At 42.9% G+C, this 25177-nt stretch carries 21 protein-coding genes and 2 pseudogenes; 20 read left to right on the plus strand and 3 right to left on the minus strand.

Going from position 1 to position 25177, the window contains the following annotated elements; translation table 11 throughout:
* Window positions 1–99: 99 nt before the first annotated feature.
* Genes hemE through hemY form a run of 3 tightly spaced genes read left to right on the plus strand, consistent with a single transcriptional unit; the run spans window position 100 to window position 3491 of the window.
* On the plus strand, window positions 100–1134 hold the full coding sequence (gene hemE, locus HUX68_RS18790) for a uroporphyrinogen decarboxylase (RefSeq protein WP_174616230.1): 1035 nt from the start codon (window positions 100–102) through the stop codon (window positions 1132–1134).
* 24 nt (window positions 1135–1158) lie between these two features.
* The gene (gene hemH, locus HUX68_RS18795) at window positions 1159–2097 is read left to right on the plus strand and encodes a ferrochelatase (protein WP_174616231.1); all 939 of its coding nucleotides are present in this window, start codon (window positions 1159–1161) and stop codon (window positions 2095–2097) included.
* Window positions 2094–3491, plus strand: a complete 1398-nt coding sequence (gene hemY / locus HUX68_RS18800; RefSeq protein ID WP_174616232.1) for a protoporphyrinogen oxidase — start codon at window positions 2094–2096, stop codon at window positions 3489–3491. The genes hemH and hemY overlap by 4 nt, the downstream gene beginning before the upstream one ends.
* Window positions 3492–3650: 159 nt before the next feature.
* On the opposite strand, the gene pepF is transcribed toward hemY, so the two are convergent.
* Together pepF and yhfH are read right to left on the minus strand one after the other, a co-directional pair.
* Complete coding sequence (gene pepF / locus HUX68_RS18805) at window positions 3651–5462, minus strand: oligoendopeptidase F (protein ID WP_174616233.1); 1812 nt, start codon at window positions 5460–5462, stop codon at window positions 3651–3653.
* A 178-nt stretch (window positions 5463–5640) separates the two neighbouring features.
* On the minus strand, window positions 5641–5769 hold the full coding sequence (gene yhfH, locus HUX68_RS18810; protein ID WP_174616234.1) for a protein YhfH: 129 nt from the start codon (window positions 5767–5769) through the stop codon (window positions 5641–5643).
* A gap of 110 nt (window positions 5770–5879) precedes the next feature.
* On the opposite strand from yhfH, the gene HUX68_RS18815 reads away from it, so the two are divergent.
* From HUX68_RS18815 to HUX68_RS18840, 6 genes are all read left to right on the plus strand, one after another.
* On the plus strand, window positions 5880–6611 hold the full coding sequence (locus tag HUX68_RS18815; RefSeq protein WP_174616235.1) for an MBL fold metallo-hydrolase: 732 nt from the start codon (window positions 5880–5882) through the stop codon (window positions 6609–6611).
* Window positions 6612–6715: 104 nt separating this feature from the next.
* On the plus strand, window positions 6716–7711 hold the full coding sequence (gene lplA / locus HUX68_RS18820) for a lipoate--protein ligase (protein ID WP_174616236.1): 996 nt from the start codon (window positions 6716–6718) through the stop codon (window positions 7709–7711).
* A gap of 77 nt (window positions 7712–7788) precedes the next feature.
* On the plus strand, window positions 7789–8163 hold the full coding sequence (locus HUX68_RS18825; protein WP_174616237.1) for a hypothetical protein: 375 nt from the start codon (window positions 7789–7791) through the stop codon (window positions 8161–8163).
* Window positions 8164–8381: 218 nt separating this feature from the next.
* Window positions 8382–9920, plus strand: coding sequence for a fatty acid--CoA ligase family protein (locus HUX68_RS18830; RefSeq protein ID WP_174616238.1), 1539 nt, complete (start codon window positions 8382–8384; stop codon window positions 9918–9920).
* Window positions 9921–10104: 184 nt separating this feature from the next.
* Entirely contained in the window at window positions 10105–10245 is a 141-nt protein-coding gene (locus HUX68_RS18835; RefSeq protein WP_174616239.1) for a hypothetical protein, read from the plus strand.
* Between the two features lie 125 nt (window positions 10246–10370).
* Window positions 10371–10904 (plus strand): competence protein ComK, encoded by a 534-nt coding sequence (locus HUX68_RS18840; protein WP_174616240.1) that lies wholly within the window; start codon window positions 10371–10373, stop codon window positions 10902–10904.
* Here the strand turns inward: HUX68_RS18840 and HUX68_RS18845 are convergent.
* Window positions 10852–11241, minus strand: a complete 390-nt coding sequence (locus HUX68_RS18845) for a YhjD family protein (protein ID WP_174616241.1) — start codon at window positions 11239–11241, stop codon at window positions 10852–10854. The genes HUX68_RS18840 and HUX68_RS18845 overlap by 53 nt on opposite strands.
* Window positions 11242–11443: 202 nt before the next feature.
* Here HUX68_RS18845 and HUX68_RS18850 point away from each other — a divergent pair, with 202 nt between their 5' ends.
* The 11 genes and pseudogenes from HUX68_RS18850 to HUX68_RS19645 all read left to right on the plus strand — a co-directional run.
* Complete coding sequence (locus tag HUX68_RS18850; RefSeq protein ID WP_174616242.1) at window positions 11444–12094, plus strand: TVP38/TMEM64 family protein; 651 nt, start codon at window positions 11444–11446, stop codon at window positions 12092–12094.
* A 56-nt stretch (window positions 12095–12150) separates the two neighbouring features.
* Entirely contained in the window at window positions 12151–12702 is a 552-nt protein-coding gene (lepB, locus tag HUX68_RS18855) for a signal peptidase I (protein ID WP_174616243.1), read from the plus strand.
* An 89-nt stretch (window positions 12703–12791) separates the two neighbouring features.
* On the plus strand, window positions 12792–16292 hold the full coding sequence (gene addB / locus HUX68_RS18860) for a helicase-exonuclease AddAB subunit AddB (RefSeq protein ID WP_174616244.1): 3501 nt from the start codon (window positions 12792–12794) through the stop codon (window positions 16290–16292).
* Window positions 16292–20011 carry a helicase-exonuclease AddAB subunit AddA gene (gene addA, locus HUX68_RS18865; protein WP_174616245.1) on the plus strand — a complete coding sequence of 1240 codons (3720 nt, stop codon included), beginning with the start codon at window positions 16292–16294 and terminating at the stop codon, window positions 20009–20011. The genes addB and addA overlap by 1 nt, the downstream gene beginning before the upstream one ends.
* A gap of 326 nt (window positions 20012–20337) precedes the next feature.
* Entirely contained in the window at window positions 20338–21090 is a 753-nt protein-coding gene (locus tag HUX68_RS18870) for a GNAT family N-acetyltransferase (protein ID WP_174616246.1), read from the plus strand.
* Window positions 21087–22022 (plus strand): hypothetical protein, encoded by a 936-nt coding sequence (locus HUX68_RS18875; protein WP_174616247.1) that lies wholly within the window; start codon window positions 21087–21089, stop codon window positions 22020–22022. Before HUX68_RS18870 ends, HUX68_RS18875 begins: the two co-directional genes overlap by 4 nt.
* Window positions 22023–22041: 19 nt before the next feature.
* Window positions 22042–22311 (plus strand): annotated as a pseudogene (locus tag HUX68_RS18880) (HIT family protein); the annotation flags it as partial.
* 49 nt (window positions 22312–22360) lie between these two features.
* The gene (locus HUX68_RS18885) at window positions 22361–23215 is read left to right on the plus strand and encodes an alpha/beta fold hydrolase (protein ID WP_174616248.1); all 855 of its coding nucleotides are present in this window, start codon (window positions 22361–22363) and stop codon (window positions 23213–23215) included.
* A complete protein-coding gene (locus HUX68_RS18890) occupies window positions 23212–24057 on the plus strand; it encodes a nucleotidyltransferase (RefSeq protein WP_174616249.1) in 846 nt (281 codons plus the stop codon). The genes HUX68_RS18885 and HUX68_RS18890 overlap by 4 nt, the downstream gene beginning before the upstream one ends.
* Before the next feature lie 333 nt (window positions 24058–24390).
* On the plus strand, window positions 24391–24882 hold the full coding sequence (locus tag HUX68_RS18895) for a CBO0543 family protein (RefSeq protein ID WP_174616250.1): 492 nt from the start codon (window positions 24391–24393) through the stop codon (window positions 24880–24882).
* A gap of 142 nt (window positions 24883–25024) precedes the next feature.
* Window positions 25025–25167: pseudogene (locus tag HUX68_RS19645) on the plus strand (IS4 family transposase); the annotation flags it as partial.
* Window positions 25168–25177 lie beyond the last annotated feature (10 nt).

Below are 25177 nucleotides of genomic sequence, written 5' to 3' on the forward strand. Positions count from 1 at the left end.
TAAACAAATTGATGACAATACTTCCTGTTTGCTATACACCGCAAATGGAAATCGATATAGTAATAGTTGCTAACAGTTAAAGAGGGTGAAATCAAATCAATGACGAGAACTATCAATGATTCCATTATAAAAGCTTATAAAGGTGAGAAAACGGATTATACTCCTGTATGGTATATGCGGCAGGCCGGCCGGTCACAACAAGAATACCGGAAATTGAAGGAAAAGTATTCGCTGTTTGAAATCACGCATCAACCGGAACTTTGTGCATATGTGACAAGGCTGCCGGTTGAGCATTACGGTGTTGACGCAGCCATTTTGTATAAAGATATCATGTCTCCGTTACCGACACTTGGTGTTGACGTGGAAATTAAAAAAGGAATCGGCCCGGTTATTTACAATCCTGTATCAACCATTCAGGATGTTGAAAGGCTTGGTTCAATTAATCCGAAAGCTGATGTGCCGTATGTTCTTGAAACTATCCGCCTGCTCAGTGAAGAACAGCTCGATGTGCCGCTGATCGGTTTCAGCGGTGCCCCGTTTACACTTGCGAGCTACATGGTTGAAGGCGGACCATCAAAAAATTATGCTAAAACAAAAGCATTAATGTACAGTAAGCCGGATGTTTGGTTCGCGCTAATGGACAAACTGGGTGATATGATTATTGCGTACGTTCGTGCGCAAATCGAAGCAGGTGCAAAGGCCATCCAGATCTTTGATTCATGGGTGGGCGCATTGAATGCTGCCGACTATCGATTCTTTATTAAGCCTGTCATGAACCGGATTTTTACAGCGTTACGGAATGAGAATGTACCACTGATTGTTTTTGGTGTTGGCGCAAGACACTTGCTGTTGGAATGGAATGATCTTCCTGTGGATGTTATCGGATTGGATTGGCGCACTTCGATTACAGAGGCACGGGGGATGGGGGTAACGAAGGTTTTACAAGGTAATCTTGACCCCGCGATTCTGCTTTCCGACTGGGAAACAATTGATAAAAAAACGAAGGAAATTCTGGAGCAGTCGGTTCAGGATGGCCACCACGTTTTTAACCTGGGGCATGGTGTAACACCGGAAGTGAATCCGGAAACACTGAAGAAACTGACTGAACTTATTCATACCGATTCAAAACGATAATTTTGAACAGAAGAGGTGGCTGAAATGGAAAGAAAAAAAGTAGGATTACTTGTCATGGCATATGGAACACCAAATAAGGAAGCGGATATTGAGCCGTATTATACACATATCCGGCATGGACGAAAGCCGTCTGACGAAGCGTTGCAGGATTTGAAAGACCGCTATAAAGCAATCGGTGGCATTTCGCCATTGGCCAGGATTACACAGGAACAGGCAAAGGCACTGGAAATTAATCTCAACGCCAGTCAGGAAGAAGTGGAATTCAGCGTCTATATTGGCCTGAAACATATCACACCATTTATTGAAGATGCTGTACAACAGATGGCGGAAGACGGTATTAAAGAAGCTGTGTCACTTGTACTCGCGCCACACTATTCCACATTCAGCGTGAAGGCCTACAATAAACGTGCAGGTGACGAGGCTGAAAAGCACGGCATCACTATTGAATCTGTTGAAAGCTGGTATAATGAGCCAGGATTTATTAAGTATTGGGCCGATCAGATTAGCACAGTCTATGATGACATGTCTGCCGAAGAACGTGACAAGGCTGTATTGATTGTATCAGCACACAGTCTTCCAGAGAAAATTTTGCAAAATGGCGATCCATATCCTGACCAGTTAAAAGAAACAGCTGCTTTGATTGCTGATGAGGCCGGGATCAAAGACTATGCAATCGGCTGGCAGAGTGAAGGGAATACGCCCGATCCATGGCTTGGACCGGACGTGCAGGATTTAACCCGTGACCTTCATGAAAAAGAAGGGTACGAGTCGTTTGTCTATGCCCCTGTCGGATTCATTGCCGATCACCTGGAAGTACTGTATGACAATGATTATGAATGTAAAGTAGTGTGTGACGAAATTGGTGCGGCGTATCACCGTCCGGAAATGCCAAATGTTCACCCACAATTTATCGAGACTTTGTCAAATGTAGTTTTGAAAAAAGTAAAGCGTGAGGTCCGATGAGCGAAATGAAAAAAATTGCAATTGTGGGCGGTGGCATAACAGGGTTATCTACTGCCTACTATTTGCAAAAAGAAATCCAGATGAGAGGTCTGCCATATGAGGTGCGACTGTTTGAAGCTGATTCCCGGCTTGGTGGGAAAATCAGCACGGTGAAGCGGGGCGGTTTTACAATTGAACGCGGACCCGACTCGTTTTTATCCCGGAAACAGCCCGCTGTGAAACTGGCGGAAGAGCTGGGCATGCGGGAAGAACTTGTCCGTAATGGGACTGGTCAGTCTTATATTCTCGTAAACAACAAATTGCATAAAATGCCTAAAGGGGCCTATATGGGAATTCCCGTACAGGTTCGGCCGTTCCTGTTTTCTGGAATTTTTTCCCCGGCTGGCAAGCTTCGTGCCGGTATGGATTTTCTGCTCCCAAAAGGGAAGAAAGGGGATCAGACTCTTGGCGGCTTTTTCCGGCGTCGTTTTGGAAATGAACTCGTGGAAAATCTTATTGAACCATTGCTTTCCGGAATTTACGCCGGGAACATCGATGACATGAGTCTGATGGCAACATTTCCGAACTTTTATGAATTGGAACAAGAGCATCGAAGTTTAATCAAAGGCTTGCAGAAAACGACACCGAAAAAGAAAAAATCTTCCGGCAAAAAGCTCGGCATGTTCTTTTCATTTAAAGGCGGGTTGGAGTCAATGGTTGACCGCCTTTCCGAGGAATTGGGCGATGTTTTGTCGTTGAACACGGCGATTGATCATATTGAAAAAAAAGACCATGGCTACCATCTGCTTCTCAACGATGGCGATGTGTATAAGGCTGATGCGGTTGTGTTGGCGACCCCACATTATACTGTTCCAAAAATGTTTAGCCAGTATGACTTTTTTCAGGCGTTTAAAGAGGTGCCGGCGACATCTGTCGCCAATGTTGCACTTGCATTTGATGCCTCAGCGATTAAAAAAGATATTGATGGAACAGGCTTTGTTGTGTCACGGAACAGTGATTTTCGCATAACCGCCTGTACATGGACGCATAAAAAGTGGCCGAATGCTGCACCGGAAGGAAAAGTGCTGCTGCGCTGCTATGTCGGGCGTCCGGATGATCAGGCCGTTGTGGACATGAGTGATGAGGAAATTACCAACATTGTTCTGCGTGATTTGAAGAAAACAATGAAGATTACCCAGGAACCTGAATTCAGCGTAATTTCCCGCTGGAAAAATGCGATGCCGCAGTATACGGTTGGGCATAAAGAGCGAATTGACAATGTCCGCTCCGCCATGGAACAAGAGCTGCCAGGAGTATATCTGGCCGGAAGTTCATACGAGGGAGTCGGCGTGCCCGATTGCATCGGACAAGGTGAACAAGCTGTGGAAGAAGTACTTGAATTTTTGCAAAAGTAACAGGAAGGGAACCGGTGCTGGATGATCCTAATATCATCCAGCACCGGTTTTTTGTTTCGTTTGGTGGCCAACTTCGAGAGATTTGTACAATAATATCAATGAACCTCTGTCTTAAATACAAAAAGCGCTCCCGAATCTAATCGGGAGCACTTCACCAAATTACTCATAGCTTTTTTCCAGTTCATCAACCAGCTGACCGACATATGCAACTGCTTCTTTGATGGCATCGGGTTTGGACATGTCGAGGCCGGCTTTTTCAATCAGGTCCTGAGGCTTCATAGACCCTCCAGCTTTGAGGACGGACAGCCACCGGTCAACTGCGGGCTGACCTTCTTCGTTGATTTTTTGTGCGACGGCGGTTGAGACGGTTAAACCGGCCGAATAGGTATATGGATACAAGCCCATGTAATAATGCGGCTGGCGCATCCAGGTTAGTTCTGCGCCCTCATCAAGGATGACATCATCTCCCCAGAAGTTTTGCAGTGCTTCTTTCTTTTGTGTAGACAGTACATCTGCTGTAAGTGGTGTTCCTTCCTCTGCCAAAGCGTACACCCGGCGTTGGAATTCACCTTCCAGTAAATGGGTCACGAAATTATGGTAATAGGTTCCAAGTAATTGGGTAATAACCCACCGTTTCATCCGTTTATCATCTGTTTTGTTCAACAGATGATTCGCGAGCAGCAGCTCATTTATCGTTGACGGTGCCTCGATAAAATAAGTGGATGGCTGCATATTGACCAGGGACTGATGCTGTCCGGCAAGATAAAAATGTCCGGCATGGCCCAGTTCGTGTGCGAGAATAAACGCCCCCCGCATGTTATCTGTCCACGTAAGTAATATATATGGGTGTACACCATAAGGACTTGAGCAAAATGCACCGGTTGCTTTCCCTACATTATCTGCTCGGTCAATCCAACGGTTATAGAGTCCCTTTTTGATGATTTCAGTGTACTCAGGCCCCATCACCCCCAGTGCCTCCAGAATCGTTTCAGCTGCTTCTTCATACGTTGTTTCCGGATTGAATTCCGGGTCCAGCGGTGCCTTTAAGTCGTAAAAATGCATTTCATCGAGTCCCAGTTTTTCTTTTTTGAGACGTGCAAACCGGCGCATGTGCGGTGCCAGTTCCTCCTGAATAATATCAAGCTGATTGTGGTACATTTCTTCTGTGACTTGCTGCGGCTGAAGCAGCATCTCGGTTACGGAACTATGCGAACGTAGCTGTGACATTGTCACTTGTTTGGTGATTTCAGTGGCATAGGTTGCTGCATATGTATTTTTGTACTTGTTTAACGTTTTGACAAAAGAATCATATGCTCTGCTTCGGATTCCGGCATCCGGAGACAGTTCATAGCGATCTTCATATAGTGCAAAAGACATCGGCAGGGACTCACCGTCCTCACCCGTGATTGATTCAAATTCCATGTCGGCTGATTTGCTTCGTTCATAAATCATATACGGTGCATTATGTACTTCACTCAAAGCAGCCAGTGTTTCCTCAATTTCCGGAATCAGCGAAAATGGCTTTTTCTCCAAAATATCCAGAAACATCTTCCGGTAATTTTGCAGTTTCGGTTCTTGTTCCAACAAATACTCTATATCATTTTGATTCAATTCTAACAGTTCGGATTCAACAAAAGAAATTTTGGATCCGATTGTTGCCAACACAGAAGATACTTTTGCGGAATCAGCCTGATTTTTTGGATCAGATCCGTCGGCTGCTGCTTTTAAATTTGCATACACAGCCACTCGTATGAGGCGCTGCTGGAAATTTTCCAATGCTTCTAAACAATTTAACAGTGTAGAAGCTTTTCTGGTCATTCGTCCTTTATATTGGGTAACTTCACTAACATTTGCCTGCAGAACAGACAATTCATTCTCCCATGCTTCATTTGATTCAAACAAATCGGTTAAATCCCATGTTTGCTCTGCTGGGACTTCTGCGCGCACCCAGCGTTCGGCTGTGTTTGTCATAACTAATTCCTCCTCGTATTGCAAATCTCTATTATTAGTATAAAATAATTACAAGCAGAATGATATGATTTTTCAGAAACAAAAAAGTCGCGCATCAGCTGAATGACGCGCGAAAAAATAAAAATGTGTTATAGTACAAAGTATACGGTTATGAATTTCAAATCGTTCAACTTAAATATTATCTGGCCGGATGATCACATTCGTCACACAAATTTCCATAACAGTCTGCTTTTTCATGCATAGCCTGACCACAGTTATGACACTTCTTTTTAGGCAAGTTTCTGAAAAACTCAACGACGTTGTTCATGTGAATCCTCCTCTGAAGTATTTATTACACATATTGTATTATAACAGTATGCATGGTGTCAATACTGTGTTACAACAAAATCAGAAAAAATAATAATGAGGTGAATGTCTATGAAACTGACAGTAATTGGACAGTGGGGCGGATATCCCGCTCCGGACGGTGCTACATCAGCATATTTAATTGAAAAAGATGGTTTTACATTATTGATCGATGCTGGCAGCGGTTCCTTGTCAAAACTGCAGAAATATAAAAAAGTAATGGATTTGGATGCAGTTGTTATATCACACTATCATGCGGATCATATTGCCGATATCGGCGTGTTGCAGTATGCATGGCTGGTGAATTCGTATGTTACCGGAAACAAGGAAATCCTGCCAATCTATGGTCATACTGAAGACAGGGAAGGCTTTGAGGCATTGACACACAAATGCACAGAAGGAATTGCATATGACCCCGAAAAACAGTTGGAAATTGGCCCGTTTACAGTTACTTTCCAAAAAACAGTCCATCCTGTTCCATGTTACGGCATGCGTATATCTGATGGTGACAGTACGGTAGTCTATACAGCAGACTCCGCTTTTAGCGAAGCGTGGTATGATTTTGCCAAAAATACGGATTTGCTCATTACCGATTGCAATTTTTATGCTGACCAGGAGGGTTCCAAAGCAGGTCATATGAATAGCATTGATGGAGCCGCCATTGCAAGGGAAGCAAACGTCCGGGAACTTCTGCTTAGTCATTTGCCGCAGTACGGAGATAACAATAAATTGGTGGAAGAAGCTGAGCAGTTTTTTACTGGAACTGTTCAATTAGCGCATTCCGGGTTCACATGGGCGAAATAAATCGGATTTCAATAGGTATGTCGTCCTAGGTTATATCTTTTGATGGAGTGTCGGATTTCCATTACAATAGGATATAGGATGATATTACACAGGGAGGCCATGACATGAAATTCATTGATAATAAAGGAATAACTGATCCGAGTATAAATTTGGCACTGGAAGAATATGTACTGCAAAATTTTGGTGAAAAAGATACATATCTGTTGTTTTATGTTAACAGACCATCGATTATTATCGGACGGAACCAGAACACCATTGAAGAGATTAACACCAATTATGTGGATGAGAACGGAATTAAAGTTGTCCGCCGTCTGTCCGGAGGCGGTGCCGTCTATCATGATGAAGGAAACCTTAACTTCAGTTTTATTACAAAGGACGATGGGGAAAGCTTCCAGAACTTTGCTAAGTTTACGAAGCCTATGGTAGAAGCATTGAACAATCTCGGTGTACCAGCTGAATTGCAGGGGCGCAATGACCTTGCTGCCAATGGACGCAAAATTTCCGGTAATGCAATGTTTTCAACAAAAGGACGCATGTTCAGCCATGGCACCTTAATGCTCGATTCTGAAATTGAGAACGTTGTTTCCGCGCTGAATGTAAAAATGGAAAAGATCAAATCAAAAGGGATTAAGTCCATCCGCAGCCGTGTAGCTAATATTTCTGAATTTCTTGATGAAAAAATCACGATGGACGAGTTTAAGGAAATGATTTTACGCTATATTTTTGATGTGGAAGACGTTAAGGATGTTCCGCAGTATGAACTGTCCGATGAAGATTGGGAGAATGTTCATCAGATTTCCAAAGAGCGATATCAAAAGTGGGATTGGAACTACGGAAAATCACCGAAGTTTAACATTCAGGAGTCTCATAAATTTGACGGGGGACTTGTTGATGTTCGCCTCGATGTGAAAAATGGTCTGATTGAAAACTGTAAAATTTACGGGGATTTCTTCGGTATCGGTGAAGTGAAGGATATTGAACAACAACTGATCGGTGTCCGCCATGAACGGAAAGCGATTGAAGAAGCACTTGCCGATGTTGATATCCCGCATTATCTTGGGAAAATCTCCAAAGAAGAATTTGTTAATCTGTTATATTAACAGTGGAAAGCGGCTCACCGGAATTCGGCGGGCTGCTTTTTTTAGTTGTAAAATAGTGCAACATTCATAAGCAAGGAATGTCAACCGCACAAGCGAAACATCAACCGCACAGGCAAAACATCAACCGCACAAGCGGAACATCAACCGCACAAAGCAGAACATCAACCGCACGAGCGGAACATCAACCGCACGGGCAAAACATCAACCGCACAGGCGGAACATCAACCGCACGAGCGGAACATCAACCGCACGAGCGGAACATCAACCGCACGAGCGGAACATCAACCGCACGAGCGGAACATCAACCGCACGAGCGGAACATCAACCGCACGAGCGGAACATCAACCGCACGAGCGAAACATCAACCGCACGAGCGAAACATCAACCGCACGAGCGAAACATCAACCGCACGAGCAAAAACATCAACCGTACAAGCAGAACATCCCCCATAGTTCTCGACATGAGCATATCCACTCTGGTAAAAATTTCAGCAGAGTAAATGTCAGCGCTTCCACTTGTAATCTGTTCCACGGTATTTTATACTTTAAATAGTTTAAAAATTATAAAGTTTATTAAACACGAAAGGCTGACTTTTTAAGGAAGAGCAGAGCCTTTTGAATTTTTACGAAAAAGTGAATGACTATTCATTCATGACTCGGGGAGGAAAACAATGAATATAACGGATCAATTGTCGTTGACAGCTCAGGAACATCCGCATAAAACAGCATATGTTTTTCAGGATTCGGAGACAAGCTATCTGGAGTTGGAAGGAATGGTCACTAAGTTTGCTTCCAGTCTGCAGCAACTCGGTTACAGTAAAGGGGATCACATCGCACTTGCGTTAGGTAACAGTCCATATTATGTCATTGCGCTGTATGGTGCATTGCGGGTCGGTGCTGTTGTTATTCCGGTTAACCCGATGTACACCTCACATGAGCTAGGTTATATCCTTAAAAATGGTGATGTCAAAGGAATTATTACGATGGATGTTTTGCTGGAAAAATTTGAAGCGATTGCAGATCAGCTGCCGGCGGTTGAACATTACATATCCTGTGATACAGGGTCAAGCAAGTCTTTTGGTGATAGTCCAGTGGTTGATAAAATAGAATCGTTTACGGAGTTGATCAAAGCGGGGAGCTTGGATACGCACACACCGCAGCTGGATGACGAGGATACGGCAATTATTTTGTATACTTCCGGCACGACCGGTAAGCCAAAGGGAGCGATGCTGACTCATCAAAATATCTATTCCAATGCAAAGGATACGGCAGATTATTTGACGATTAACGAAGAAGACCGTGTTATTGCTGCACTGCCAATGTTCCATGTGTTCTGTTTAACGGTGTCATTGAATGCTCCGCTGATGAATGGTGGCACTATACTGATTATGCCGAAGTTCTCACCACAGGAAGTTTTCAAGGTTGCTTCCGAGCAAAAAGCGACTATTTTTGCCGGTGTGCCGACCATGTATAATTATTTGCTGCAAAGCGCTGCTGATCATACCGTTGATTTTTCGGGGATCCGGCTTTGTATCTCCGGTGGTTCATCCATGCCGGTAGCTCTTTTGAAAAATTTCGAAGAGGTGTTTAATGTTCGTGTTTCGGAAGGGTACGGTCTGTCTGAAGCAGCACCAGTTACCTGTTTTAATCCGTTGGACCGGCCAAGAAAGCCTGGTTCGATTGGTCAAAGCATTCTGAATGTGGAAAATAGGGTCATGAATGAGTTTGGCGAAGAGGCAGAGGTTGGAGAAGTCGGGGAGCTTGCCGTTCGCGGGCCAAATGTCATGAAAGGTTATTACAAACTGCCGGAGGAAACGGAAATGGCTTTGCGGGATGGCTGGCTCTATACCGGTGATATGGCGCGAATGGATAATGAAGGCTATTTTTATATTGTTGACCGGAAAAAGGATATGATTCTTGTTGGCGGCTATAATGTGTATCCGCGTGAAGTGGAGGAAGTATTGTATGAACATCCAGGTATTGCTGAAGCGGCTGTTATCGGTGCTCCGCATCCCGATACAGGTGAATCAGTGAAATGCTTTGTCGTCACGAAAGATTCGACGCTGACAGAGGATGTTTTATTGGAGTTTTGCAATGCACATCTGGCTAAATACAAAATTCCATCCAGTATTGAGTTTTTGGATGAATTGCCAAAAAATACAACCGGAAAAATTTTGCGGAAAGTTCTTCGTGACAAAGTGAACCAATAATTCAGTACGATACTTTTTCCTAATACAGCTTGTTTTTTTAAGTCCGATTCGCCAATGAACCGGACTTAAAATTTGTGTTCATTTTGCTGATTTCTACGCTTTCGGAGAATACTGCAATAAAGGCATTACTGCATAAAAACAACCCAGTTCTGGCATACTGCTAATAAAAAGGATGGTGTTCAATATGGAAAGGGAGCGAAATATGCCGGAATTGGCGACGTTTACGTTGTTGAACCCTGACTTTCATGCACGGGTTGATCAGACCGTCGGTGAAACGTCGGACAATGCGAATGTTGAAAACGAAAATAAATCGACAGATCCGTAATTTAGGCCAATGTAAGTAAAAATAGTGTTGAAAATTACAAAAATAGATACCATTTTTGTGAAAAATTTGGTAAATTAGTAGTAGGCCTTTTTCTTTTCCTGAAATATGGAAAGGATGTTAACCAAATGACTGATTTAGTGTTTAACGATTTCTATACTCCAACACACGAAGTTACCCCTCTTACAATGGCCGTTTTGACACAGTTTGATCAAAACGGGAATACCAATACGTGTGTGCTTGAGGAACAGACTGAATCTATTGTTCCGTTCTCTCCCAGCAAAATTATTGACAATGCGTGCAAATTTTTCGGGTCCAGTCTGCGGGGCAGACAGGACGGGACAAGAGACATCTGTGGGATTACACATAAGGCTCCGATAGCTGTTGACCCTTCCAGCGGCATGTATTTTTTCCCGACAACTTCACCCGCAAGCTCCAAATGTTCATGGGTTGCCCATTCTCATATTGATCAGGTAACCCAAGTGGATAACAGCCATACGGAAGTACTTTTCAAAAATGGCAAACGGATAATGATTCCTGTCTCTTACGGCTCCATGCTGAACCAAATACAACGCACCGCGCAATTCCGTTACTTGCTGGATAACCGGATCAAGTATTTGCTGAAACAGAATGCTGATATGGTGGCAGAGCCTTTTGCATAAGCTCCTGGATAATGACTTCCACCTTTTTGCGAATAGCCGGATTGAAATAATTCCGTTTTTCTTCACGCCCATTGCACAAAAACAGGAAAGATGAAAATGAATCATTTTTATTTAATGTAAGAACTTTGAGTTTGTGTTTTTGCATACTTTTCCGCAGCTGCCTGCGTTCATTCGCTGCTTCCGTATTCATTTTTTCCAGAAGCTCCATGTATGGCTCCTTTATTTTAAACGATCCATTTTGGATATGCTGAATATCCTGCTGTATGACAACCATTGCCATCGAAAGAAACAGAAAGCGTGACGCCAACTGGAATTCTTCTTCACTGAGATAGCGCATGATGACCCCTCCAAATTATCGAACGTTTGTTCTTTTATTTATTATATGACAAAGCAGCCGAAAAATACAATAAAATGTTTGAGAAGAGAAAGAGGCCGAATTAAAAATGCTATGCAGAAAGTGAGGTTTACTTTAAAATAAAAGGAGACAAACTAGACAATGAAGTATTTAAATGTTCGAGAGGAATAGGGGACTTTGGCGAATGTATTTGTTTAATCTCAGCATAGCTAATTGGAGAAGATTATTGGAAGAAGACAAATTTGATGAATATATTATGCAGTTACTGAACCAGTATGAAAGCCTTGGACCGATTCCGGGTATTTTGCTTCCATTTCTGGAGTCATTTCTGCCATTCCTGCCGCTGCTTGTGTTTGTGGCCGCCAATGCCGCAGCATATGGTTTGCTTGAAGGTTTTCTATTATCATGGGCAGGCTCGAGTGTAGGATCAATTCTAGTATTTTTGCTAGTCCGAAGACTTGGAGATAAACGGGTGTTCAAAGGGATACGCAAAAACAAACAGGTTCGTAAAGTCACTGCCTGGGTGGAGCGGCATGGCTTCGGTCCGCTGTTTTTGCTGATGTGTTTTCCGTTCTCCCCTTCATCGGTTATTAATGTTGTTTCCGGGTTGTCGAAAATAAGCAAACAGCAATTTATTCTGGCTGTTTTACTTGGGAAATCGGTGATGATCTTTTCCATCTCCTATGTTGGATCAAGCATCATGGAATTTGCCAAAGAGCCGGTGAAGACCATTATTGTTGGTGTCTGTATTACATTGTTCTGGGTGATTGGGAAGTATATTGAAAAAAGATTACAGCGCAAAGCCTTGATTAAAGAGATTTCCGACCAGGATTAATTTTATATCGAATTGGGTATGATGGACAATGAGAAATGATTCTGGAGGAAAAGAATATGATAAAAAAGTTTTTTTTAAGAATCATACCTGTTGTGATTCTGGCGGCCGCACTTGCTTTTGTATTCAGGTCTTATCTGTTCGCCAGTTATGTAGTGGAAGGTGAATCGATGGAGCCTACTTTATATGATGGGAATATGATGATGGTAAATAAAGTTGCCTATGATTTGGCTGATGTTGATCGTTTTGACGTTATCGTATTTCATGCAACAAAGCAAACAGATTATGTGAAACGTGTTATTGGTCTGCCTGGTGACAAAATCGTCTACAAAAACGATAAACTTTATGTAAATGGCAAATATGTCGAAGAAGAATTTCTGGAACCGTTTAAAAAAGTCAGTGATGACAAACCATACACAAAAGATTTTACATTAGTGGAAACCACCGGAAAAACAACTGTACCTGAGGGAAAGCTGTTTGTCATGGGGGATAACCGTGATAACAGTCTGGACAGTCGTAAATTCGGTTTTGTGTCGATGGACAGGCTTGTCGGTAAAGTGGACATTACATACTGGCCGGTCTCCCAATTGGAACTATCGTTTGCCAACTGACGTAAATAGCTATAAGAAAGCCTCTGTCTCTGCTAAAATAGGGATAGAGGTTTTTTCGTGTGAAATATTTTTGAAGGAGAGGGGAACCTATGGGACTGCGATTTTTGCTTGGCCGAGCCGGTACGGGGAAAAGCGGCCGGATTTTGGATGAAATAACAGAAAAATTAACGGATAACCCGCATGGCGCATCCATTTTTTATATCGTGCCTGATCAGATGACGTTTCAGCAGGAGTATGCGCTATTCCGGGAAAATGATATCCACGGGAGTATCCGTGCCCAGGTCGTGAGCTTTTCGCGTCTCGCCTGGCGTGTGCTGCAGGAAACCGGTGGCGGGACACGACAGTTTATCAGTTCGGTCGGGATTCAAATGATGCTCCGTAAAATTATTGAGGAAAAAGAATCCGAATGGCATATATTTCAAAAAGCATTGGAGAAGCAGGGGTTTCTGCAGCAGCTGGAAGCGATGATAACTGAATTTAAGCGTTATCGTATCACGCCTGATATGCTGGATGAGCAGATTGAACAGATCAATCAGTTTGTGCACAAAGAGTCCGGCGAGGCTGCGTTAACCGGTAAATTGCAGGATCTTGTTTACATATATGAACGCCTGACGAGTGTGTTGAAGGATAATTACATTGACAGTGAAGACCAGCTGCAGCTGCTTGCTGATAAAATATGCGACGCTTCTGTCCTTGAAGGTGCAGACATTTATTTGGATGGGTTCCATAGATTTTCACCTAAGGAGCTCCTTGTAGTGGAGGAACTGTTAGAGAAGTGCCGTTCAGTAACGGTGGCCCTGACTACCGATATTCCTGATGCAGAGGGTGTTTCAGAGCTGGATCTGTTTTATCAGACGAAGGAAACATATCAAAATCTCAGGGCAATTGCACAGGAAAATGGAATCAGCATAGACAATCCGGTGTTAATGGATACGAAACATGGAAAGTTCAGAAACCGTCCGTACTTTCAGCATTTGGAACAAAATTTTGATGTACGTCCAGCCCCGGAATACAGTGGAAAGGTTCCGATACAGATCGCCGAAGCGGTACACCCGAGAGCAGAGGTGGAAGGTGCAGCCCAAGAGATACTGCGGCTTGTCCGGGAAGAAAACTACCAGTTCCGTGATATGGCGGTGTTTATCCGGCAAACCGATATCTACCATGATCTGATTGCGACAATTTTCAATGATTATGAGATTCCGGTGTTTATTGATGAACGACGAACAATGATGAATCATGCCCTAATTGAGCTGATTCGCTCTGTTTTGGATATTGTGGAAGGAAACTGGCGCTATGATGCGGTTTTCCGGGTGCTGAAGACCGGATACATTCCAGCGGACGACCGGAAATATCCGCTTACGGCCGATGCGATTGATGAACTGGAAAACTATGTACTTGAGTATGGTATCCGTTCCCGCGAGCGATGGATGAGTGAGCAGGAATGGCTGTTTCAGCGTTTTCGGGGATTTGACCAAACGGCACAGACCGACATGGAAAAAGAAACGCAAAAACGGATTAATGCATACCGGAATCAGGTGGTGCAGGCGCTCCAGCCAATTGACGGGGAAATCAGAGAGGCCGCAACCGTTCAGGAACTGTGCGAAACCGTTTATCTGTTCATGGAAAAATTAAAGATTCCACAGCAACTGGAAAAAATGCGGGAAACCTATGATGACGCAGGTCAGATTGAAAAGGCACGTGAACAGGACCAGGTATGGAATGCGGTGATTCAGCTGTTTGATGAAATGGTGGAAATGGCGGGAGATGAGCCGATGTCACTGGAAACCTTCCGTGCTGCTCTTGACGCCGGATTTGACTCGCTGACATTTGCCCATGTTCCACCAAGCATGGATCATGTTATTGCCGGTACGATTGACCGTTCCCGGATCAGTGGCATGAAATGTGCTTTTTTGCTTGGGGTAAATGATGGTACATGGCCAATGAAACCGCAGTCTGACGGAATTATTAATGAACTGGAGCGTGAACTGCTCGCCGGTCATGGGGTCCAGCTGGCAGAATCAAGCAAACGACAACTGCTTGATGACTGGTTTTATATGTACATTGCCTTTACCGCGGCGAGTGATTATTTATGGATCAGCTATCCGTTAAGTGATGAAGAAGGTAAAACGAAAATGCCATCCCAGTTAGTTAAACGGATGGAGGATTTATTTCCCGTGACAGGTAATCATCTGCTATTGCAGGATCCGGATGAATTGATGGAAGCAGACCGGTTTATTACAACCCCTGTTAAAACAAGGTCAGCTTTAACAGCACAATTGGCTCGAAGCAGAAAAGGGTATCCGGTTAAACCTGTCTGGTGGCACGTTTTGAACTGGTATATTCATAATCATCCGAAATACGGTACGACCTATATGATTCTGCAAAGTCTGTATTACCGGAATAGGCCGGTTAATTTAACGAAAGAGACGACCGAGGAACTGTTTCCAAAACAGGTGAAGGCAAGCGTTTCAAGATTGGAAACGTATTACCGTTGTTCGTATCAGCATTTTGCCAAATACAGCCTGAAACTTGATGAGCGGAAAACGTATAAACTGGATGCACCGGATATCGGCCAGCTGTTTCATGAAGCATTGAAAAAAATTACCGAATGGATTCAGGAAGAGGGACGGGATTTTTCCAAGATTACGAAACAGGACAGTGCCGGATATGCAAAAAAAGCAGTTGATAACCTTGCGCCGATTTTGCAGCATCAGATTTTACACAGTTCAAACCGGTATAAATATATCCAGGAAAAACTGCAGGAAGTCATTACACGGGCAACGTTTATCCTGAGTGAACAGTCAAGGCAAAGTGAATTTTCACCGGTCGGACTGGAACTTGGCTTTGGGTTTGATGAAAACAAGGGTGGACTTCCACCGGTAACGCTGCCGCTCGAGAACGGATTTGAACTTATGCTGCGCGGCCGGATTGACCGGGTCGACAAGGCATTGAACCAGGATGATCTTTTCTTGCGGATTATTGACTACAAATCAAGTGCAAAAGGGCTTAATTTGCTGGATGTGTATTATGGGCTGGCACTGCAGATGCTGACATATCTGGATGTTGTCCTGTCCCATTCCGAAAAGTGGCTGGGAGTAAAGGCATCACCAGCCGGGGTGCTTTATTTTCACGTTCATAATCCGATGGTTTCCGGCAAAATGAAAATGTCGGATGATGAGATTGAAAAAGAAATATTTAAGAAATATAAAATGCAAGGTTTATTATTATCAGATGAGGAAATTGTTAAATTAATGGATACGTCACTCGATTCCGGAACGAGCAGAATTGTTCCGGCTGGTGTGAAACGGAAGGGCGGCTTTTACAGCCATTCGAAAGTAGCAGATAATGAAACGTTCAGCAGCCTGCAAAACCACATTCACCACCTGATGATGCAGGCTGGAATTGATATGACATCCGGCGGGGTGCACTTAAATCCGTTTCAACATAAACAGAACACGGCATGCACGTATTGTCCGTTTCTGTCCGTCTGTCAGTTTGACCCGATTCTTGAGGAAAATAACTATCGCAAGCTGACGGATATGAAAGACGATGAAGTATTGGAAAAACTGCGGCATAAGGGGGAGAAGTAATGGTTAAATGGACAAAGGAACAGGAACAGGCGATATACACGGACGGCCGGGATGTGCTCGTGGCGGCCGCGGCTGGATCCGGAAAAACAGCTGTGCTGGTGGAGCGGATTATTCAAAAACTGCTTCATAAACAGAATCCGGTCGATATTGATTCGTTGCTGGTCGTGACTTTTACAAATGCGGCAGCACAGGAAATGCGGAATCGGGTCGGACAGGCACTTGAAGAGGCATTGGCGCAGGATCCGTCATCCAACCATTTAAAAAAGCAACTGTCCCTTCTGCAGCGTGCATCCATTTCCACGCTCCACTCATTCTGCCTGGATGTGGTGAAACAGTATGCATACCTGTTGGACATCGATCCTGCATTCCGGATTGCCAATGATATGGAAGCAGACCTGATCAAGCAGGAAGTAATGGATGATCTGTTTGAGGACTGGTATGGCACAGAAGGAACAGAACAGGAGAAGTTTTTTGCAGTGGTTGACCGTTTTTCCAGTGACCGCAGCGATACAGATGTCGAGAATCTTGTCCTTGATTTGTACACATTTGCCATGCAAAACCCGTGGCCGGAACAATGGCTGGATGAACTTGCTGGTGTATATGATATTCCGGCGGACTGGCAGGAATCGGAATTACCCTGGCTTAATATCATCAAACGGGAGGTCCGAAACCAGCTGGCAGCAATGCGGGAGGAAATCAACCTGGCCATGGACTTGACCAAAGAAAGTGATGGTCCCTATCATTATGCGGACGCGGTTGAATCCGATGCCCTGAGTATGCAGGAAGCACTTGCCAAGGTGGATTCGTGGAATGAACTGCAAACTCATTTTGTGGAAAGTTCTTTCGCGAAATTATCCGGCAAACGGGTGGACTGTGATGAGGCGAAAAAAGACCAGGTGAAAAATCTGCGCAACAGTTATAAAAAGCGCTGGAACGATATGAAGGATAACTGGTTCAGCCGCAACCTCACAGGGCATGTGGCGGATATGCAGGAACTGGCTCCTGTCATCAAACAGTTGACGGAACTGGTCAAACAGTTCAAAGATCGGTTTACTGAGCAAAAACGTGAACGGGGTATTGTTGATTTTTCCGACCTGGAGCATTACTGTTTGCAACTTTTATGCGACGAAACTTCTGAACCAGAACATATTATCGCGTCCCGTGTTGCAACTGCACTCAAAGAACAATTCACTGAACTGTTAGTGGATGAATATCAGGATACCAATCTGGTGCAGGAAACGATTTTAACGTTAATCAGTGATCAGACCGGACCGGGCAATATGTTCATGGTTGGTGATGTGAAACAGAGTATTTATAGGTTCCGTCATGCCGAACCGTCACTGTTTATTGATAAATATAAACGTTTTGCCGGCAATGACAGTCCGGCCGAACGCATTGACCTGGCCAGTAATTTCCGGAGCCGCGAACAGGTGCTGACCGGTACCAATTATATTTTTCGGCAGATTCTTGATGAGGAGCTTGGTGAAATTACGTATGATCAGGATGCCGAGCTGATTTACGCGAATAACATGTATGACACGCTGCCACATACCGAACCGGAGCCGGAATTGATTGTAATCGACCGGGAAGCACCTGAGGAAAAAGAGGATATATCCCCGGAAGAAGAGGATTACCAGGATTTGGAGAAAGCGCAGCTCGAAGCACGGTCCTATGCGGAAAAAATTAAAGGATGGATTGGACGGGATGATGCAGAGCCGCTGCAGGTTTATGATAAAAACACGGATTCACAGCGTGAAATCCAATACCGTGACATTGTCATCCTGATGCGCTCGATGACATGGGCACCGACGATTGTCGATGAATTGAAACGGCAGGGAATCCCGGTTTATGCTGAACTTTCCACCGGTTATTTTGAAGCCATTGAAGTGAAAGTAATGATTAATGTGCTCAAAGTAATCGATAATCCAAGGCAGGATATTCCGTTAGCCTCGGTGCTGAAGTCACCGATTGTCGGTCTGGATGAAGAACAGTTGGCATCGGTAAGACTGGCTGACAAGCGAGGGAATTATTTCGATGCACTTAAGGCTTATCAAAAGCAATATCATAATGATACGGCGGAGAAAATCAGCAATTTCCTGGAACAGGTAGAACGTTTCCGGCTGGCGGCAAGACAAGGTGCATTATCCGAATTAATCTGGCAGATTTTCCGGGAAACCGGCTATTACGATTTTGTCGGCGGCATGCCGGGCGGACGACAGCGCCAAGCCAATCTGAGAGCGTTGTACGATCGTGCCCGGGGTTATGAAACGACCTCATTCCGCGGTTTGTTCCGGTTTCTGCGGTTTATCGAGCGGATGGAGGAACGTGGCGATGATCTTGGTGCAGCCCGGGCGTTAAGCGAACAGGAAGACGTCGTCCGGATTATGACGATTCATAAAAGTAAAGGATTGGAATTTCCGGTGGTTATTTTGGGAGCAATGGATAAGCAGTTTAACTTACAGGATTTGCGACAGCGTTACTTGCTGCATAAGGATTTGGGGTTTGCCAGCAAATACATTGATCCAGTGAAACGAGTCACCTATCCGACACTATATTATCATGCGCTTCAGAAGGAAAAGCTCCGTGAAATGCTGGCCGAGGAGATGCGTGTATTGTACGTTGCGATGACCCGCGCGAAGGAAAAACTTTTAATGGTAGGGAATGTTGCATCGTTTGAAAAGAAACAGGAAAAATGGCAGAAGATATTGGATCATTCCGGTTGGATTTTGCCAGCGCACTACCGGATTGATTCGAAAACATATCTCGATTGGGTCGGTCCTGCTCTGATTCGTCATCAATCCAATGAAGCCTTACGGAGCGAAGAATTGAAAGATAAGGTGCTGGAAGCGATTCGGATTGATCCTTCTGAATGGAACGTAAAAATCGTCCATGGCAGTTCATTGGCTAACCTGGATGAATCAGATGTGGGAGCAGATCTGGAGCGAAAAGAAAACATCACGGAATGGCGGCCGGTTGAGCTGGATGATGCGGAGTTGGATGAATCAGTTAATAAGCGGCTTTCCTACAGTTACCCCTATCGCGATGCGGCTGTGTCACGCGCCAAACAGACGGTTACGGAAATTAAACGGCAGCGTGAATTGAAGGATGAATACAGTTCAGATCAGCTCATGCAGCCATTCCGGGCGCCGATTGCCAGAAGGCCGGCCTTTATGCAGAAAAAGCGGACAATTACAGCAGCAGAACGTGGTACGGCTATGCATACGGTCATGCAGCATATTCCAATGGTCAGTCCTATGGGTTCTGCGGAAATTGCAGAGTTCTCCGAGAGGTTGGTGGCGCGTGAAGTCCTGACCTCCGAGGAAGCGGAAGTCATTGACACGGAAACAATCGAGGAATTTTTCCGTACGTCGATTGCCAAAAAGATTATGAATGCACCAACTATTTACCGGGAAGTGCCGTTCAGCTTGGCATTGTCCGCCAAAGATGTTTATGCCAATTGGTCGAGTGATACCGATGAACAGGTGCTCGTCCAAGGGGTTATCGACTGTGTTATCCCGGCTGATGATGGATGGATTATTTTGGACTATAAAACAGATGCAATCCATCAGGAAGTGGATGATCAGGTCAAAGAAAAACTCGTCAGACGATATGAAACACAAATGGACCTGTATCGGCATGCGATTGAACATATTTGGAACGAACCAGTTACTCAGACGTATTTGTATTTCTTTTCCCGCCAGCTCGTGTTAAAAGTTTAAGACTGTTGGTTTGGGGAATAATCGATTCCAGCCGATAGGGCAAAATGATGAGGCTCATATTTAATATGATGAAGGTTTATGTTGTCCAACTTATTTTTATTAATTATTCTGAGTATCAATAGCATATAAGACCGACAAACCGCACGCCGATTTGCCGGTCTTTTTGTATGATTCCTATTCTGAATATTTGTGTTAAAATGATAACAGGTATTTTAAGAGCGGGATAAGGAACTTTTTGTACAGAATATCGGTAAATAATTTGTAGGGGCCTTCTTGGTAAGGTCCTCTTCCCATGATACTAATTGAAGCAGGTGAGGTTTATAAAAATGAAAACTGACCTTTATGAAAAAATAAAAGTTGTCAAAGGGGAAAAATTTGTAACAATTGAAGATACTAAGAACCTGGCTGAATATGAACTCATTCGACTTATAAACGATCTGATGAATCAGTCAGCTGTCAAAAATACGAAGACTATAAATATTTTAGTTGAAAGTAAACTTAGCGAGCAAGTAGATTCAGAGTTGCGCCAAAATAGCTTCCACATGCACGACGAAAATGTCACCGTCCGGAAAGAATTAGAAACTCATATTACAGAGGAACAATTTTATTTACTCAAAACGTTAAACGAGCTATCGGAAAATGAATTTAAGACTATATGGCAAAAATCGATGGAAGGATCTCTAAATGCGCCATCCTCTTTAAACATTGATGAGCAGATGCGAAATGTAGAGGTTGAACTGGGACCAGGTTACAAAGATTCCTGCATCGTTGCATATGAAGGTGAGAATCCAATAGGTGTCATCATGCCTCATATAGAACCAGGCACCAAAGAGGAGGGCAGGATATTTTACTTTGGCTTAATTCCTGAAGAAAGAGGAAAAGGGAAGAGCAAGCCGCTTCATCAACAGGCACTGTTTATTTTAAAAAACCAGTTTGATGCATCTTACTATATTGGCAGTACAAGTCATCATAACAAACCAATGTTGAAAACCTTTGAGCGTAATGGGTGTAATGTATTGGAACGGAATAAAGTTTATAAAAGGGAAACGGAAGAACGGGAGGTTTACGAGTCAAAATGAAAATCCCAAATGAAACATTTCAAAAAACCGCTGCATGGATAAAGCGTAATGCACGCCCGCTTGAGACTGCGAGGTGGGAATATTTTTTTGAAAACGGCTCAGCTGATAAGGTGATACACTATTTGTCAGTGTTTCAAAACGAAGACGGGGGATTTGGACATGGCCTGGAACCCGACTTTTGGTTGCCCCATTCATCAGCCATTGCAACATGGGCGGCTGGACAAATTTTAATGGAAATCGGTGTGAGCAGTCAGGAAAAGATCATGCAGTCGCTGCTTTCTTATTTGGCAGACACTTATGATCATGAAGCAGGTCTTTGGCAAACGGTGCATCCAAAAACAAATGATTATCTGCATGCACCTTGGTGGCACTGGAAAGAAAGAGTGCAGGAGAACTGGATGTACAATCCCAGTGTAGAGTTAGCCGCTTTCTTTGTGCAATGGTCGCCTGAAGAAAGTGAAAATTCCAGAATAGGTTGGGAGGTTTTGAAATATGCCGTCAACCATCTCATGAACAGCCAAACAATGGACAGTCACGAGATCAATAATTTTCAGCAGTTGGTAAAGATTATGAAACCATACGAGCAAACGTTTAACAGTAAACTCAACTACTCATTTGCAAACGTTACGGGGAAGGTCATGTTGCTTGCAGCGGATTGTATTGAAAAAGATGTTTCCGAGTGGTCAATCGGTTATAAACCACTTCCACTTGATTTCATTGATGGTCCAGAGCATCCGTTGTGTAAAAAATTTGGTGATCTGGTGGAACAGAACCTGCAATTTTATGTTGATCAATTATCTGATGACGGTATATGGGATATTTCGTGGAACTGGGGAAACTACCCGGAAGCGTATGCGGTAGCAAGACAACAATGGAAAGGAATATTGGCTGTGGACAGGTATAAGCTGCTTCAGTCATTTGGATGTTTATGAAGGATATACTTGGAATCGGATTGTTCCAAAAGAACACCAGGAAACTGTTTTTGATTTAACATTTGATGAGTGGAATGCAACGTATACGCTTGTACAAGAGGTGAAACAGTATTTGGATCAACAATATAATCCACAGGGATAAAACCTCGGTTGGAATTGCGGGGAAGTTGGCGGACAGCATATTTTTAATGCCCATTTTCACGTTTTGCCAAGATATGGTGATGAGCCATTGGCAGGCAGAGGAATTCAGTATATGTTGAAGGGTTCCGAAAACAAGCGAATGATTTAGGTGTTGCTTATCTCCTTAAATATTTAATGATAAATGAAAGGAAAGTCCTATGCAAAAATGGAAAAGAAGCTTAATTGAGACAGCACGTGGTACCTTCGAAATGTTTATTAAAGGGGAAGGTAACCCTCTTTGTGTGTCACATCATTATTCCATATTTAATGATACCGGGGATTATTTTGCTGAAGCTTTCACGAAGACAAATAAAGTTTATCTTGTGAATTTGCGGGAAGCAGGGGATTCAGCGAAAGCATATGATCCATACCAGCTCAGCATGCTGGAGACGATACTTGATCTGGAAGCAATCCGTGAAACATTGGGTTATCATCAATGGGGTTTTGCCGGACACTCTACAGGTGGAATGCTGGGCATCATGTACGGAATTTATTTTTCAGCAAGCTTAACGTTTAATGTGATTGTGGGAGCGGCAGCACGGGAGTATATGACCTTTTCCAAAGATTGTATTTATAATGAGGAGCACCCAGATTTTAATCGTTTGCAACAATTGATGGAGGCTTTGAAACGTGATAATTTGTCAACCGAAAATCGCAAAAAATTAAAAGCGGAACGTACAAAATTGTCATTGTACGAGCCTGCAAAGCATGATGATTATTTTAATTCCGGAATTCATAAAGAAATATCCGCAGTCAGACTGAATTTTTTTAGCAGGGAATTGCATGTGTTTGATGTTACCAGAAAATTAGGGCTTGTTACGGTTCCAACATTGATTATGTGCGGACGGTATGATGTTCAATGTCCGGTTATGTACTCTGAGGAGATGCATCAGCATATTCCCCGTTCGACATTGGTTGTTTTTGACCGAAGCAACCATTATCCATTTCTGGAAGAGGAGGAGAGATTTGCAGCGGAATATAAATTGTTTTTAAAGGAAGGGGTGAATTGTTGACTGAGATAAAAAATATTGGCGGCTTTTGTGACACTGATGATACAGGATATATTATCAATACAGCTTGTACACGAAAAATTAGTCCCGCATTTCATCAAGTACTGAATGAAATGATTCAATATTACCGAATGCAGCTTGGCAAAAATTTGCATAGTATCTATGTGCGCGGATCTGTTCCGCATGGACAGGCTATTTACAGTGTTTCAGATTTAGACACTTTAGCCATTGTAAATGAAGAAGTGGACTCTATGGATTTGCAATGGGTTGAAGGAATTGAACAGAAGATAAATGAAAAATTTCCTTGTATAAATGGAGTGGAATTCAGTTTTTATCTAATGGAAGATGTACTGGAGACTTCCACTTTTTCCATTATACCCTTTATGCTGAAAACGCATAGTGTGTGCGTTTACGGTGAAGATCTAATAAGTCTGCTTCCATCTTATAGGGCTGACAAAACGCTTGCGAACCATCATTTAATTAACTTGAAAAATCAGGTGGATCAGGCAAAGAAAGATCTTGATGATAATTATGATACAGAGGATATTTTGGATTGTTGCAGCTGGATTATGAAAATTATAGTCAGAGCAGGACTTACCCTGGTGATGGTAGAAGAAAAACGATATACAAGAGATTTGTATCCAGCGTACAAGCTTTTTTCGCAATATTACCCGGAGAAAGAACCTGAAATGAAACTGGCCTTGCAGTATGCAATTGAACCAATTACCGATACGGAAGAATTGTTACACTTTTTGGAGCAGACGGGTACTTGGATAATTACTGAAGCTGAAGAATGGCTGGAAATTTATAATCCGTATCGAGTGTCCGAAATGGAATTGAGGTAATAAGTTTTTTAATGGACTTTATTCAATTAAAGGGCCAGATTGTTTAACAACCAGAAAGCTAAAAATGAGCTCTATTGGGTGCGTTTATTTGGCCGATAATTAAAATTTTATAATAAACCGCGTTCCATAGTATGGATATTTTTTCTCAACGCCTCTAAAAGATTAAATCCGAACATTAGGAATTTAAGGGTGTTCCTGAATACGATAAGGCCATTTTGGAGAATAGAGGGAGATATTAAGTTTAGGCAATCCGTTATATGGTCTGCAATGTATATATTTTTACTGAAAACTAAGGATAAGGGAAATCCACGAGTTATTTTAGGAAGATTTATTATGAAAACAGCGCACATCATTGAAATATCAGCAATAATACTTGTTATAATTCTTTTTGTTATTTTCGTTCCCAAGAACAAAATTCGTGAAGCCATTGTTATTTTAATGTTCAAACAAGCGTTGACATGGATACTGGGACTTGCTGCTGTCCAATTAGATTGGCTCGAATACCCTGATCGGATTCTTTTTCCAGATGCGACAAAAACAAGTTTTTCATTTGAATATATCCTTTATCCGGCTATATGCGTGTTTTTTGTTTTGTATTATCCGAAAAATTATGGATGGATCGGTCGATTTATATATTACTTTATTTATTGCTCAGCAATTACTATTATAGAAATCTTGGTTGAACATTATACAACTGCTATTAACTATAATGAAGAATGGCATTGGTATACGACTTGGTTAACTTTATTTATAACCTTTTATGTTTCATGGAAATTTTATTTGTGGTTTTTTAAGAAAAAAGTAAATGGTGACGCTTTTGGATAGTAAATTTACGAAATGCTTACTGTTACCCATTGCATCTGGTATTTAACGCTTGACATTAGGTTTTAACATGGAGAAAACACCCGAACTCTTAGTATAGGTGAATTATCCAGAACCATTACAAAAAGAAAAGGTGTATCCCACTATGATAGTGAACAATGACCTATAATAAGCAACTACCAGATGAAATAAAATCGACATTAAAATATTAAATAGGTTTAAACACATACCAACGCGGGCATTACGAAGTTTTTTAGTTTTTCTTGCGCATATATTTTTGAGTTAATTGTGCATTGTA

This window comes from Virgibacillus ihumii, assembly GCF_902726655.1.
Classification (GTDB): Bacteria; Bacillota; Bacilli; order Bacillales; family Amphibacillaceae; genus Lentibacillus; species Lentibacillus ihumii.

Excerpts from the sequence above, each read along its gene's own strand:
- hemE (WP_174616230.1), top strand. The coding sequence starts at position 100 with ATGACGAGAACTATCAATGATTCCATTATAAAAGCTTATAAAGGTGAG.
- hemH (WP_174616231.1), top strand. The coding sequence starts at position 1,159 with ATGGAAAGAAAAAAAGTAGGATTACTTGTCATGGCATATGGAACACCA.
- hemY (WP_174616232.1), top strand. The coding sequence starts at position 2,094 with ATGAGCGAAATGAAAAAAATTGCAATTGTGGGCGGTGGCATAACAGGG.
- pepF (WP_174616233.1), bottom strand. The coding sequence starts at position 5,462 with ATGACAAACACAGCCGAACGCTGGGTGCGCGCAGAAGTCCCAGCAGAG.
- yhfH (WP_174616234.1), bottom strand. The coding sequence starts at position 5,769 with ATGAACAACGTCGTTGAGTTTTTCAGAAACTTGCCTAAAAAGAAGTGT.
- HUX68_RS18815 (WP_174616235.1), top strand. The coding sequence starts at position 5,880 with ATGAAACTGACAGTAATTGGACAGTGGGGCGGATATCCCGCTCCGGAC.
- lplA (WP_174616236.1), top strand. The coding sequence starts at position 6,716 with ATGAAATTCATTGATAATAAAGGAATAACTGATCCGAGTATAAATTTG.
- HUX68_RS18825 (WP_174616237.1), top strand. The coding sequence starts at position 7,789 with ATGTCAACCGCACAAGCGAAACATCAACCGCACAGGCAAAACATCAAC.
- HUX68_RS18830 (WP_174616238.1), top strand. The coding sequence starts at position 8,382 with ATGAATATAACGGATCAATTGTCGTTGACAGCTCAGGAACATCCGCAT.
- HUX68_RS18835 (WP_174616239.1), top strand. The coding sequence starts at position 10,105 with ATGGAAAGGGAGCGAAATATGCCGGAATTGGCGACGTTTACGTTGTTG.
- HUX68_RS18840 (WP_174616240.1), top strand. The coding sequence starts at position 10,371 with ATGACTGATTTAGTGTTTAACGATTTCTATACTCCAACACACGAAGTT.
- HUX68_RS18845 (WP_174616241.1), bottom strand. The coding sequence starts at position 11,241 with ATGCGCTATCTCAGTGAAGAAGAATTCCAGTTGGCGTCACGCTTTCTG.
- HUX68_RS18850 (WP_174616242.1), top strand. The coding sequence starts at position 11,444 with ATGTATTTGTTTAATCTCAGCATAGCTAATTGGAGAAGATTATTGGAA.
- lepB (WP_174616243.1), top strand. The coding sequence starts at position 12,151 with ATGATAAAAAAGTTTTTTTTAAGAATCATACCTGTTGTGATTCTGGCG.
- addB (WP_174616244.1), top strand. The coding sequence starts at position 12,792 with ATGGGACTGCGATTTTTGCTTGGCCGAGCCGGTACGGGGAAAAGCGGC.
- addA (WP_174616245.1), top strand. The coding sequence starts at position 16,292 with ATGGTTAAATGGACAAAGGAACAGGAACAGGCGATATACACGGACGGC.
- HUX68_RS18870 (WP_174616246.1), top strand. The coding sequence starts at position 20,338 with ATGAAAACTGACCTTTATGAAAAAATAAAAGTTGTCAAAGGGGAAAAA.
- HUX68_RS18875 (WP_174616247.1), top strand. The coding sequence starts at position 21,087 with ATGAAAATCCCAAATGAAACATTTCAAAAAACCGCTGCATGGATAAAG.
- HUX68_RS18885 (WP_174616248.1), top strand. The coding sequence starts at position 22,361 with ATGCAAAAATGGAAAAGAAGCTTAATTGAGACAGCACGTGGTACCTTC.
- HUX68_RS18895 (WP_174616250.1), top strand. The coding sequence starts at position 24,391 with ATGAAAACAGCGCACATCATTGAAATATCAGCAATAATACTTGTTATA.